This is a genomic window from Streptococcus sp. 2022WUSS037, from assembly GCF_044427225.1.
In the GTDB taxonomy this organism is placed as follows: Bacteria; Bacillota; Bacilli; order Lactobacillales; family Streptococcaceae; genus Streptococcus.
The window spans coordinates 135,246-146,936 of sequence record NZ_JAOTGJ010000002.1; the positions used below are offsets into that span (position 1 = coordinate 135,246).

At 42.2% G+C, this 11,691-nt stretch carries 15 protein-coding genes; all 15 read left to right on the forward strand.

Annotated elements, in window-relative coordinates:
* Nucleotides 1–154 precede the first annotated feature (154 nt).
* The 15 genes from ODU55_RS02060 (at nucleotide 155) to ODU55_RS02130 (ending at nucleotide 11,660) form a co-directional block, all read left to right on the forward strand.
* A complete protein-coding gene (locus ODU55_RS02060; protein WP_398581685.1) occupies nucleotides 155–910 on the forward strand; it encodes an HAD family hydrolase in 756 nt (251 codons plus the stop codon).
* A 183-nt stretch (nucleotides 911–1,093) separates the two neighbouring features.
* A complete protein-coding gene (gene trmFO / locus ODU55_RS02065; RefSeq protein ID WP_398581686.1) occupies nucleotides 1,094–2,428 on the forward strand; it encodes a methylenetetrahydrofolate--tRNA-(uracil(54)-C(5))-methyltransferase (FADH(2)-oxidizing) TrmFO in 1,335 nt (444 codons plus the stop codon).
* Between the two features lie 119 nt (nucleotides 2,429–2,547).
* Nucleotides 2,548–2,781 (forward strand): type II toxin-antitoxin system RelB family antitoxin, encoded by a 234-nt coding sequence (gene relB / locus ODU55_RS02070; protein WP_029187269.1) that lies wholly within the window; start codon nucleotides 2,548–2,550, stop codon nucleotides 2,779–2,781.
* On the forward strand, nucleotides 2,774–3,052 hold the full coding sequence (locus ODU55_RS02075) for a type II toxin-antitoxin system RelE/ParE family toxin (protein ID WP_029187268.1): 279 nt from the start codon (nucleotides 2,774–2,776) through the stop codon (nucleotides 3,050–3,052). The genes relB (ODU55_RS02070) and ODU55_RS02075 overlap by 8 nt, the downstream gene beginning before the upstream one ends.
* Before the next feature lie 170 nt (nucleotides 3,053–3,222).
* Complete coding sequence (locus ODU55_RS02080; protein WP_398581687.1) at nucleotides 3,223–4,050, forward strand: alpha/beta hydrolase; 828 nt, start codon at nucleotides 3,223–3,225, stop codon at nucleotides 4,048–4,050.
* 30 nt (nucleotides 4,051–4,080) lie between these two features.
* Nucleotides 4,081–4,827, forward strand: a complete 747-nt coding sequence (locus ODU55_RS02085; protein WP_029187266.1) for an esterase family protein — start codon at nucleotides 4,081–4,083, stop codon at nucleotides 4,825–4,827.
* A 17-nt stretch (nucleotides 4,828–4,844) separates the two neighbouring features.
* Nucleotides 4,845–6,011: an acetyl-CoA carboxylase biotin carboxylase subunit family protein gene (locus tag ODU55_RS02090; protein ID WP_398581688.1), complete on the forward strand. Its 1,167-nt coding sequence runs from the start codon at nucleotides 4,845–4,847 to the stop codon at nucleotides 6,009–6,011.
* Nucleotides 6,012–6,149: 138 nt separating this feature from the next.
* The gene (locus ODU55_RS02095; protein ID WP_222289737.1) at nucleotides 6,150–6,290 is read left to right on the forward strand and encodes a hypothetical protein; all 141 of its coding nucleotides are present in this window, start codon (nucleotides 6,150–6,152) and stop codon (nucleotides 6,288–6,290) included.
* Between the two features lie 12 nt (nucleotides 6,291–6,302).
* Nucleotides 6,303–6,686, forward strand: coding sequence for a NisI/SpaI family lantibiotic immunity lipoprotein (locus ODU55_RS02100; RefSeq protein WP_398581690.1), 384 nt, complete (start codon nucleotides 6,303–6,305; stop codon nucleotides 6,684–6,686).
* Between the two features lie 19 nt (nucleotides 6,687–6,705).
* Nucleotides 6,706–7,458 carry an ABC transporter ATP-binding protein gene (locus tag ODU55_RS02105; protein WP_024407069.1) on the forward strand — a complete coding sequence of 251 codons (753 nt, stop codon included), beginning with the start codon at nucleotides 6,706–6,708 and terminating at the stop codon, nucleotides 7,456–7,458.
* A complete protein-coding gene (locus tag ODU55_RS02110; protein ID WP_398581691.1) occupies nucleotides 7,459–9,429 on the forward strand; it encodes an FtsX-like permease family protein in 1,971 nt (656 codons plus the stop codon).
* 90 nt (nucleotides 9,430–9,519) lie between these two features.
* On the forward strand, nucleotides 9,520–9,759 hold the full coding sequence (gene relB, locus ODU55_RS02115; RefSeq protein ID WP_024411326.1) for a type II toxin-antitoxin system RelB family antitoxin: 240 nt from the start codon (nucleotides 9,520–9,522) through the stop codon (nucleotides 9,757–9,759).
* On the forward strand, nucleotides 9,749–10,015 hold the full coding sequence (locus ODU55_RS02120; RefSeq protein ID WP_398581692.1) for a type II toxin-antitoxin system RelE/ParE family toxin: 267 nt from the start codon (nucleotides 9,749–9,751) through the stop codon (nucleotides 10,013–10,015). Before relB (ODU55_RS02115) ends, ODU55_RS02120 begins: the two co-directional genes overlap by 11 nt.
* A gap of 38 nt (nucleotides 10,016–10,053) precedes the next feature.
* Complete coding sequence (locus ODU55_RS02125; protein WP_024385222.1) at nucleotides 10,054–10,722, forward strand: response regulator transcription factor; 669 nt, start codon at nucleotides 10,054–10,056, stop codon at nucleotides 10,720–10,722.
* Nucleotides 10,719–11,660 carry a sensor histidine kinase gene (locus ODU55_RS02130; RefSeq protein WP_398581693.1) on the forward strand — a complete coding sequence of 314 codons (942 nt, stop codon included), beginning with the start codon at nucleotides 10,719–10,721 and terminating at the stop codon, nucleotides 11,658–11,660. The genes ODU55_RS02125 and ODU55_RS02130 overlap by 4 nt, the downstream gene beginning before the upstream one ends.
* Nucleotides 11,661–11,691 lie beyond the last annotated feature (31 nt).

The following is an 11,691-nucleotide window of genomic DNA, read 5'->3' on the forward strand; positions in this document are numbered from 1 at the left end:
TTGTGCAATTGTTACTCTTAAATAATAGAGTTTCCAAGCAAAATAAAGAGCTTATCACTTTAAAAGTGGTAAGTTTTTTATTTATTGGTATTGCAAACGTTTTCGCTGCGGGGTATAATAGATAAAAATGTTGTCTAAAGATTAGGAGAAAGATATGAAAAGTTACAAAAATTATATTTTTGATTTTTATGGTACCCTGGTTGACATTGAAACAGATGAGAACAAACTCGAACTATGGGACCAATTAACTCAAATTTATAATTCCTTTGGTTGCTACTATGGTCCAAGACAGCTAAAAACAACCTATCTAAGATTTGTTGAGGAAGCAGAAGAAGAACTACTGAAGATTGCCGAACATGATTTTATCGAAATTGATCTAGAACAGATTTTTGTTCGATTATTGACCGAAGCACCTCAAAAAGTACAAACTGAGAATGTACCTAAAGATACAGCAACTTTTGGTCAATTAGTTGCGACTGTCTTCCGAGTTCTATCGCGACAAAAATTTGAAACATTTGAACATACAATCGACAGTTTACATCGTTTAAAAGAAAATGGTGCGAATTTGTTTATTTTATCAAATGCTCAACGTATTATTACGCAAGTAGAAATAGAATCTTCTGGCTGTTTTGAATTGATGGATCAAGTTTATCTTTCCTCAGACTACCGGGTGAAAAAGCCAGATCCTGCATTTCTAAAACTAGTAATGGAGGAAAATAACTTGGATGTAAATGAAACAGTCATCATCGGTAATGATTTAACAACTGATATTGCTATCGCCCAAGAATTTGGCATGAAAGCAGTTTTGCTAAATACTTTCCCATATTCACAAGCCGATATTCAAGAGTTTCGAGATATGGGTTGGGAATTCGATGTTATTGACGATATAGCGGAATTAGTCACTGAATAAACAAGAATATATTTACATAAATTATTTTATGCAATTTAAATAACTACTTTCATCCTAATGAGAGTAGTTTTTGTCTTTTCCAGCCATTTTTTGATATACTAGATGGGTTAAAAAATTTAGAAAGGTTCTGTTTTGGGTCATTCCCAAACAGTAGCCAGTCTTCTGGCTAGAGGTATTAGTTTCATGTCTCAAACCCACATTAATGTTATCGGAGCTGGCTTGGCTGGCTCAGAAGCTGCTTATCAGATTGCCAAGCGTGGCATTCCTGTCAAACTTTACGAGATGCGGGGTGTCAAACCGACTCCTCAGCACAAGACCGACAAGTTTGCTGAGTTGGTCTGTTCCAACTCTTTCCGTGGCGATAGTTTGACCAACGCTGTCGGTCTGCTCAAGGAAGAAATGCGTCGTTTGGATTCTATTATCATGCGTGCTGGTGAGGCTCACCGAGTGCCTGCTGGTGGCGCCATGGCCATGGACCGTGAGAATTTCTCCCAAGCGGTTACAGATGAGATTTACAACCACCCGCTGATTGAGGTCATTCGTGGCGAGATTACAGAGATTCCTGAAGATGCGATTACAGTTATCGCGACGGGACCTTTGACGTCTGACGCCTTGGCGGAGAAGATTCACGCGCTTAATGGTGGCGACGGTTTTTACTTCTACGATGCGGCAGCACCGATCGTGGACAGCTCGACCATTAACATGGACTTGGTTTATCTTAAGTCCCGTTATGATAAGGGAGAGGCTGCCTATCTCAATGCTCCGATGAACAAGGAGCAGTTCACCGCTTTCTATGAGGCCTTGATTTCAGCCGAGGAAGCACCGCTCAACTCCTTTGAAAAAGAAAAATACTTTGAAGGATGTATGCCCATTGAAGTTATGGCCAAACGTGGCATCAAAACCATGCTCTATGGCCCAATGAAGCCAGTTGGTCTGGAATACCCAGAAGACTACAAGGGACCTCGTGATGGCGAGTACAAGACTCCGTACGCAGTTGTGCAACTCCGTCAGGACAATGCAGCAGGTAGCCTTTACAACATTGTCGGCTTCCAAACCCATCTAAAGTGGGGTGAGCAGAAGCGTGTCTTCCAGATGATTCCAGGACTTGAAAATGCTGAATTTGTCCGCTACGGAGTCATGCACCGCAATTCCTACATGGATTCGCCAAACTTATTGGAACAGACCTTTGCGACCAAGAAAAATCCAAATCTTTTCTTTGCAGGTCAAATGACAGGAGTTGAAGGCTATGTCGAGTCTGCTGCCTCTGGCTTAGTGGCTGGTATCAACGCTGTTCGCCGCTTCCGTGGCGAAGACCCAGTCATCTTCCCGCAGACCACAGCCATCGGAGCCCTGCCATTCTACATCACCCACACCGAAAGCAAGCACTTCCAGCCTATGAATGTCAACTTTGGTATCATCAAGGAGCTGGACGGACCGCGGATCCGCGATAAGAAGGAGCGTTATGAAGCAATAGCAGAGCGTTCCCTCAAGGACTTGGAAGAGTTTTTGGCTTACTAAGATATTTAGACTATCATCAGACACCTTCGGGTGTCTTTTGTGTTGTCTGGAAAGTTGATTGACATTTTTCCTATTTCAGACTATAATGTTTACATAGTAAACATGGAGAGGTGATAGAAATGCCAACCTTATCAAAACCGATTGCGGTGCGCTTTGACGAAGATTTGGTCCAGTTAATCGAGGAAGTGTCTGCTGGTCAGCACATGACCAAGACGGACTTCATTCGGGAAGCAGTTTTAGAAAAATTAGAAGATATGTACGATCTGGTAAAGGCAGAAAAAACCTACAAAGAGTGGGCTGACAGCGATAAGAAAACTTATAGTCACGAAGAAATGATGAAGCGCTATGGCTAAGTATCGTGTGGACTATGCCCCTAGTTTCTTCGAAGATATGGACAAGCTCGATAAGGGAACTAGTCGGCAGATTGCTAGGTGGATTGATAAGCATCTGGTGGATGTGGATTTTCCACGTTCTCCTGGAAAGTATCTGACGGGCGATTTAGCTGGCTATGTCCGCTTTCGTATTGGAAACTATCGCATTATTGCTGTGGTTGATGATGGAGAACTGGTACTCCTCAATCTTCATGTAGGACATCGCTCGGAAATTTATAAGAAGTTGAAATAATTTTGAGACACCTTCGGGTGTCTTTTGTGTTTTACTAAAGACGAGATAGTCTCAAATGGTAAGGATATTGTTCGGAAAATCAGAATAATGTAATAAAATAACTAAATTTTCTGAATATTTCAGAAAATATATGGTATAATACTAAAAACACTGTTTAGAAAGAGATGTATATGAACAAGTCCTATTTTTATTTGGATATGAAAACCCATGAATTAGATGTTCCATTCACTGGTCGAAAGCGTCGTGTCCGTGTCTTATTGCCAAAAGGGTACGAAGAAAATACGGAAACGACCTATCCAGTTGTCTACTTCCATGATGGTCAAAACGTTTTATACAGTAAAGAAGCTTTTTCTGGGCATTCATGGAAGGTCATTCCAACTGTTAAGCGAAATCCTGATATTGCCAAGATGATTATCGTAGCGATTGACAATGATGGTGCTGAACGGATGCATGAATATGCTGCTTGGAAGTTTAGTGAAATGGGAATCCCAGGCATTCAGTTCGGAGGTAAGGGAACCTTGTATGCCGAATTTGTCATGGATGTGGTGAAGCCTTTTATAGACCAGACCTATCGCACCAAGTCTGACAAGGCCCACACAGCTATGATTGGTTCATCTTTAGGAGGCAACATCACACAATTTATGGGATTGGCCTACCAAGACCAAATCGGTTGTCTTGGAGTTTTCTCATCAGCCAACTGGCTCCATCAAGAAGCGTTTGACCGTTATATTGAACGTCAAAACTTAGACAAGGACCAACGGGTCTACATCTATGTTGGAACTGAAGAGGCGGATGATACAGATAAAACGCTCATGGCAGGTAATATCAAACAGGCCTATATCAAGTCTTCACTGACTTACTATCGCCAATTGATTGCTGGTGGGGTGAATTTGGACAATATCGCCTTGGAAGTCGTTTCAGGTGCGGTTCATAATGAAGAGGCTTGGGCGATTTATTTGCCAGCTTGCTTACGATTCCTAAGCGAACATTGGTCATAAAACAAAAATATTTAAATAGGAGGCTTTACTATGCACGTTGAATTTTTAAGTCATTGGTCTGGAAATCTTGGCCGAGAAATGAATCTAAATCGTTATGGTCACGCTGGGATTCCTGTTGTTGTCTTTGCCTCATCAGGCGGTTCTTACAATGAGTATGCGGATTTTGGGATGATTGAAGCTTGTCGTGGCTCTATCGAGGCAGGTCATGTTCAATTTTTCACCTTAACGAGTTACGATAGTGAAAGCTGGTTGGCAGACTGGAAATCCATTCATGATAAGGCTGAGGCTCACCGCGCTTATGAGCGCTATGTGATTGAAGAAGCGATTCCATTTATCAAACATAAAACTGGTTGGTTCGATGGCATGATGACGACTGGTTGCTCAATGGGGGCCTACCATGCCTTAAACTTCTTCCTCCAACATCCGGATGTTTTCACAAAAGTCATCGCCCTTTCAGGTGTCTATGATGCTCGTTTCTTCAACAACAATCAAGACTATGGCAATGACGATGCTGTTTATCAAAACTCACCATCTGACTACATCTGGAACCAAAACGACGGCTGGTTTATTGACAAATATCGTCAAGCTGACATTATCGTCTGCACAGGTTTGGGCGATTGGGAACAGGATGGATTGGATTCATTCTTCAACCTTAAACGTGCATTTGAAGAAAAAAATATCCCAGCATGGTTTGATACATGGGGAACAGATGTGGCCCACGACTGGGTGTGGTGGAGAAAGCAAATGCCATTCTTCCTTCATTCTATCGGACTTTAAGCTAGAAAGGACTACCTATGAATTATCTCGTTATTTCACCTTTTTATCCAGAAAATTTTCAACCATTCACCATTGAATTGGCTAAAAAAGAAGGCGTTACGGTTCTAGGTATCGGACAAGAACCGTACGATCAATTGCCTGAAGAACTTCGTAATGCTCTTACAGAATATTTCCGTGTCAATGATTTGGAAAATATTGACGAGGTCAAGCGTGCAGCTGCTTTCTTAATTTACAAGCACGGCCCTATTGACCGTGTAGAATCCCACAATGAGCATTGGCTTGAAAATGATGCGGCTCTCCGTGAACAATTTAATATTTTTGGAGCAAAGCCAAGTCATCTTAAAAAGACAAAATTCAAGTCTGAAATGAAGAAATATTTCTCTAAAGCAGGGGTTCCTGTGGTTCCAGGTATGGTTGTCAAAACAGAGAAAGATATTGAAAAGGCCGTGAAAACAATTGGTTTCCCAATGATTGCCAAGCCTGACAACGGTGTTGGAGCATCAGGTACCTTTAAACTCACAAAGAAAGCTGACCTAGAAACCTTTAAAGAAGCCTGGGATGGTCAAACTGCTTATTTCTTTGAGAAATTTGTCAATTCAAGCATTATTACAACCTATGATGGATTGGTGGACAGCAAGGGAAATGTTGTTTTCGAAACAGGTTTGACCTATGTTCATACTCCTCTGGAACTGATGTTGTCTAGAAAGGACAATGCTTACTTCATCGAGAAAGAACTGGATCCAAAACTAGTAAAATATGGTCGAGCGATTATCAAAGCTTTTGGTATGAAAGAGCGTTTCTTCCATATTGAATTTTTCAAGAACGGCAAAGACTACATCGCGATTGAATACAACAATCGTATGGCAGGTGGCTTCACTGTAGAAGCTTACAACTATGCGCATTCGATTGATCTTTTCCGTGATTATGCCAATGTAGTGACAGGTGGAACAGTTGAAGAGCGTAGATTTGAACCTCAATACTGCTTGGTAGCAACTCGCCGAGATACGACCGAATATGTTCACTCAGCAGATGACATTCATCAACGATTTGCCGGCAAGATTAAGACCGTCAAACGCATGCCAGATGCCTTTGCTGAACTGCAAGGGAATGATGCTTATCTCCTTGTGACTGAGAGCAAGGAAGAATTAGACGATATGATTGCCTTTATTGGGGAGACAAAATAGACTAGATTGAAAGATGCCAGAAATGGTGTCTTTTTTCTTTCCTTACAATCTTGTAAGTTTCTTAGTCAGAACTGTAAGAGAGTGCAGGAGGAATATTTTCTATAATAGACTCATAAGAAATAGAAAGAAGGAAATCATATGTCATTCAAATTTTTACAAGCAAAGAGAATCGAAGAAAAGGTATTCTCAGAAAAAGAAAAGGCTGAACTCATGGAACAAGCAGAATTTTTAGAGGAATTATCCCATAATTTGCAAAGTATGCGATTTATGGCATACTAGAGGGAGGAAACTATGAAAAAGAAAGTATTTGGCATGCTGGCTTTGGGCAGTATAATGCTAACCGCTTGTTCTTCCTCTTCAGCAGGTCTTAGCTTTGATGAGGGTTATCAAACTTTCCATTACAAGGGAAAAGACTATGCCGTTAGCAAAGTAGCAGTTGCCGAAGATAATATTCGAGGAACAGAAGTCAAGTTTATGGAATGGCCTGTTGTCAAAGAAGAGGGTTCAGTGAAAAAAACAGTGTCCTTGAATAATCTCTATATAACCTCCAGCAAGGAATGGGCCATCGGTGTCCAGGATGGTTATTATAAGGTGGATTTAGAAGATAATATTGCTGAATCAGACCGTATCAACTATCAAGAAGTTCTTGACCAAGTTGATTTAGACAATGAATAAGAAATTAGGTATCATTATTATGCTATTAGAAATCAATCATTTAGAAAAAGTTTACCGCACGCGCTTTTCAAAAGAGGAAACTCGTGCTTTGCAAGATGTGGATTTTAAGGTAGAGGAGGGCGAGTTTATCGCCATTATGGGTGAAAGTGGTTCAGGTAAGACGACTTTGCTCAACATTCTAGCAACCCTTGATAAGCCGACGAGGGGTTCTGTTATCTTAAACAATCAGGATATTACGAAAATCAAGGAAAGCAAGCTGGCGGATTTTCGTTTGCGTAACCTAGGCTTTGTCTTCCAAGATTTTAATCTCTTGGACACCCTGTCCATCCAAGACAATATCTTTTTACCTCTGGTATTGGCCCGTACCAGCCATGAGGAAATGGAAAAACGTTTGAAAGTTTTGGCGCCAAAACTGCGGATTCAAGATTTGCTGAAAAAACGTCCTTTTGAACTATCTGGTGGACAAAAGCAGCGCGTGGCCATTGCCCGTAGTTTGATTACCCAGCCACAGATTGTCCTAGCGGACGAACCGACAGCTGCCCTAGATTACCGCAATTCGGAAGACTTGCTGAATTTGTTTGAAGACATCAACTTAGATGGACAAACCATTCTCATGGTAACCCACTCAGCCAACGCAGCCAGCCATGCCAAACGCGTCCTCTTTATCAAGGATGGTCGGATTTTCCACCAATTGTACAAGGCAGGTAAGAGCAATCAGGACTTTGCCAAGGAGATTTCGCTCAATATGTCTGCACTTTTAGGGGGTGAGTAGATGTTTTACCTCAAACTTGCTGGGCAAAATATCCGAAAATCCATGGGTGTGTTTGCTCCTTTTGTTTTAGCCAGTCTGGTCCTCTTTACCTTGATTTGTTCTATGTTCTTGCTCATGCTCAGTCCAGTCATGAAAACTATGGGAACAGGTGCCGTGTCTATCGGGCTGGGGGTTATCGTTCTAACCATTTTCTCGCTGATTATGGAAATATATAGCTTTAATTTCCTTATGCAACAACGGACTAGAGAGTTCGGTCTCTACAATATGCTGGGGATGAACAAGAAGAAGGTAGCCTTGGTTGCCAGCATTGAGTTGTTTTTCATCTTCCTCTTGGTCATTGTGCTAGGCTCTGCATTAGCGGGTGTATTTTCAAATGTTCTCTATTTGATTTTTGTGAATTTGACCAGTTACGGCGACCTTCACTTTAGCATTTCTCCTCTGGCATTTGTCCTGACTGCCTTTCTCTTTGCAGGGATATTCTTTATCTTGGAATTGCTGGCCATTCGGACTATTGGCAAGACCAGTCCGCTGATTTTGTTCCGAGCTAGTGAGAAGGGGGAGAAGGAGCCACGTGGGAATCTTCTCTTGGCAGCACTTGCTGTCCTTAGCCTAGGTGTTGGCTACTACCTGTCACTTTCTTCTCAATCTGCAGGAGTTGCCGTCATCTATCGTTTCTTTATCGCTGTGCTCTTTGTCATTGCGGGGACCTACTTGTTCTACATCAGCTTTATGACTTGGTATTTGAAGGCTCGGCGGAAAAACAAAGGCTATTTCTACACGCCAGAGCATTTCATTACTACATCGCAGATGATTTTTCGGATGAAGCAACACGCAACAGGTTTGGCCAATATCACATTGCTTGCGGTTATGGCCTTTGTGACCATTGCGACAACGACTTCCCTCTATACAGGCATGGCCAATATGACCAGTGGACTTTATCCAAAGGAAACATCCATTACCTATCACGTTGCGAATAGAAGTCAGGGTGAAAGTGCCTATCAGCAATCGGTGCTCAGCCATTTTCCAGAAAAAGCCAATGACAGCTTATCTTATCTGACCTATCAAGCTGGTTTGGTCTATGATGGTGGCAAGGAGATTGTCATCAGTCCAGAAACCATTGCCAATCCAGACTTTAGTAAGATGGCCTTTACCTACTTCATCACCCAAGAAGATTTCAGAAAGTTGGGCAATGACTTGCCAGAACTGGCTGCCAATCAAGTTGCCTTTATGCGTCCGAGTGAAAAGCCTTTGCTAGAGAAAGTCACTTTGGGTGATAGTAGCTTTGAGAACGTAGCCAATCTTGATACAGCTATTTTCCCAGACATCACCAATACGCTCAATGCTGCCGTCATGGTGGTCAGTGATGATAGTGTCTTGGAAACCATTCGCAGTTACTATGAGTCAAATAATCCGCAAGGCTATCAGGTTAGTCTGGACTACCGTGTCTTTACCGACATGACCAATGAGGAAGTGGCCACTCTTGGTGAGCAAGCAGGCGATGCCTATAATATCAGCGATGCTAATGGAGAATTTATTGGATACGTCATGCAACGCACAGATTTCAACAATATGCTCATGGGTTTCACAGGCGGATTTCTCTTCACAGGTTTCTTGTTGGGCATTAGTTTCTTGCTGGGTGCGGCCTTGATTATCTACTACAAACAGTATTCAGAAGGTCATGAGGACAAGAAATCCTACAAGATTTTACAGGAAGTGGGTATGAGCCAGCAGGCTGTTAAGAAAACCATCAACTCTCAAACGCTTTTGGTCTTCTTTATGCCTCTGGCTATGGCGACCCTGCACTTTGTCGTTGCACTTGTTATGCTTAAACAAATGTTGATGATGTTCGGTGTGGTTTCTTCTAGCATGATTTACACGGTTAGTGGTATTACATTACTTGCAGTTGCCTTGATCTACTTTGTCATTTACAAGTGGACCAGCCGAACCTATTATCGTATTATTGAACGATAGCAGAAGTCTCGCTTATGCGAGATTTCTTGCTTTTTCAGGTAAATGGTGTTACAATGGTAATACCAAAGAAATACTAGAAGAGGTGAGAAAATGGCAGCTATTACATTGAAAGTTTCTGAGCAGGACAAGCTATTTATGCAGGCTATGGCAAAGTTTGAAGGTGTGAGTTTGTCGGAACTCATTCGGACTAAAACCCTTGAAGCCCTTGAAGATGAGTATGATGCCCGCGTGGCAGACCTTGCTTGGGCAGAATACCAAGAAGACTTGGCAAACGGCATTGAGCCGATAACATTAGAACAAATGGCTGAGGAGTTGGGCATTGAGTTATAAGGTTATTTTGTCTGCTAAGGCTCAAAAGCAAATTCGAAAGATGGATAAAACGGCTTCGAGTTTGATTTTACGGTATCTCTACAAGCATATTGACGGTTGCGACAATCCCAGACAGTACGGTAAAGCCTTGACGGCCAATCGTTCTGGCCAATGGCGGTATCGTATCGGAAATTACAGGGTTATCGTCAGCATCGAAGATGACAAATTGATTGTAACTGCCCTTGAAGTCGGGCATCGGAAAGAAATATATAAATAGAAAGCCAAGACCTGTGTCCTGGCTTTTACAGAATGAAAATGATGAAAAAAGAGAAGATTTATATTGTTGAAGATGATGAGATGATTGTCCAACTCTTGAAGCAACATTTGGGCAAATCTTATCAGGTAGAAAGTGTGCAGAATTTCCGAGCTGTCAGTCAGGAAGTTGCTGAAATCAAACCAGACTTGGTGCTGATGGATATTAGCCTACCCTATTACAACGGCTTTTATTGGACGACAGAGATCCGTAAAACCATGACCATGCCCATTATCTTTATCTCTTCTAGCGATGACGAGATGAATGCAGTCATGGCTATGAATATGGGTGGCGATGATTTTGTGTCCAAGCCTTTTTCACTGGGAATTTTAGATGCCAAAATCGGTGCCTTCCTGCGTCGGGTCAATCAATTCAGCAAATCAACTGACTTGTCTATCGACCAATTCCAGCTTAGTCTGGACGGGCGTTTTTCAAGCGAATCGGAACAGGTTCAATTGTCTCCTACAGAAACCAAGATTTTATCCACCTTACTAGAACGACAAGGACAGATTGTCAGCAAAGAAGAACTCTTGGAAAAACTCTGGGAAAATGAAGAATTTATCGATCAGAACACCCTCAATGTCAACATGACCCGTCTGCGTAAGAAGGTGAGTGAGGTTGGTTTTGACCGTATTCATACTGTTCGTGGCGTGGGGTATCTGGTCAAATGATAGCAAAATTTATCCGAGAATACCGTAGTTTTTATTTTGCCTATCTGGTCTTGGCTGGTAGTTTTATCTTGCTCTTTTTACTTTACAAACTGCCCACCGAATTCCTGCAAAACGCTCTGCTATTGTCCCTAACCCTCTTAATCCTTCTGACTGTAGGGCTTTTCTGGAAGTTTCGCAACCGCATGAGAGCCTTGGAAGACTATGTCCATGAAGAAGCTCTGCCCCTGCTGAATAAGCCTGTGGACCTTGCCTATCTCAACTTGATTGAAGCTGAGAAAGAGGTGACGCGGGAGCAGCTCTTGGACTATAAGTCGCGGGAAGAGGACCTGCAAGCCATAGTCAAAATGTGGTCCCACCAGATGAAAGTGCCTCTGGCTGCCCTGTCTTTAATGAGTCAGACTGATAATCTCAAGCAGCAGGATGTCAATCACCAGCTCTTACGCTTGGACAATTATATGGCAAATCTCCTCAATTACCTCAAACTGACCAACCATGCCAGTGATTTTCGATTTGAGCAGGTAGAAGTGAGGGAAGTGGTTGTTGATTTGGTCAAAAAATACCGCAATCAGTTCTTGCAAAAAGACATTTCAGTGACTATCAATGGAAATTGGCTACTGAAAACCGACAGAAAGTGGCTCAGTTTTGCCCTATCACAGATCATCGACAACGCCCTCAAGTACAATAAGACAGGTGGTAAGGTAGCCATTGAACTGAATGAGGGAATTTCCATTTCCGATACGGGAATTGGGATTCTGACAGAAGATATTCCACGCCTGTTTGACGAAGGTTTTACAGGTTTTAATGGCCGTGAACACCAAAAAGCGACAGGATTTGGATTGTATCTGACCAAGCGGGTCTTGAATCAGTTGGAACTAGCTATTTCCGTGGAAAGTCAACTGGATGTTGGGACCACTGTAAGCATCACTAAAGTACAGTAAAAACTGTGCTTTTTTCACTTTGAAACCGCTT

Bases quoted from the DNA above. Each gene is read 5' to 3' on its own strand.
- ODU55_RS02060 (WP_398581685.1), top strand. From the start codon at position 155: ATGAAAAGTTACAAAAATTATATTTTTGATTTTTATGGTACCCTGGTT.
- trmFO (WP_398581686.1), top strand. From the start codon at position 1,094: ATGTCTCAAACCCACATTAATGTTATCGGAGCTGGCTTGGCTGGCTCA.
- relB (WP_029187269.1), top strand. From the start codon at position 2,548: ATGCCAACCTTATCAAAACCGATTGCGGTGCGCTTTGACGAAGATTTG.
- ODU55_RS02075 (WP_029187268.1), top strand. From the start codon at position 2,774: ATGGCTAAGTATCGTGTGGACTATGCCCCTAGTTTCTTCGAAGATATG.
- ODU55_RS02080 (WP_398581687.1), top strand. From the start codon at position 3,223: ATGAACAAGTCCTATTTTTATTTGGATATGAAAACCCATGAATTAGAT.
- ODU55_RS02085 (WP_029187266.1), top strand. From the start codon at position 4,081: ATGCACGTTGAATTTTTAAGTCATTGGTCTGGAAATCTTGGCCGAGAA.
- ODU55_RS02090 (WP_398581688.1), top strand. From the start codon at position 4,845: ATGAATTATCTCGTTATTTCACCTTTTTATCCAGAAAATTTTCAACCA.
- ODU55_RS02095 (WP_222289737.1), top strand. From the start codon at position 6,150: ATGTCATTCAAATTTTTACAAGCAAAGAGAATCGAAGAAAAGGTATTC.
- ODU55_RS02100 (WP_398581690.1), top strand. From the start codon at position 6,303: ATGAAAAAGAAAGTATTTGGCATGCTGGCTTTGGGCAGTATAATGCTA.
- ODU55_RS02105 (WP_024407069.1), top strand. From the start codon at position 6,706: ATGCTATTAGAAATCAATCATTTAGAAAAAGTTTACCGCACGCGCTTT.
- ODU55_RS02110 (WP_398581691.1), top strand. From the start codon at position 7,459: ATGTTTTACCTCAAACTTGCTGGGCAAAATATCCGAAAATCCATGGGT.
- relB (WP_024411326.1), top strand. From the start codon at position 9,520: ATGGCAGCTATTACATTGAAAGTTTCTGAGCAGGACAAGCTATTTATG.
- ODU55_RS02125 (WP_024385222.1), top strand. From the start codon at position 10,054: ATGATGAAAAAAGAGAAGATTTATATTGTTGAAGATGATGAGATGATT.
- ODU55_RS02130 (WP_398581693.1), top strand. From the start codon at position 10,719: ATGATAGCAAAATTTATCCGAGAATACCGTAGTTTTTATTTTGCCTAT.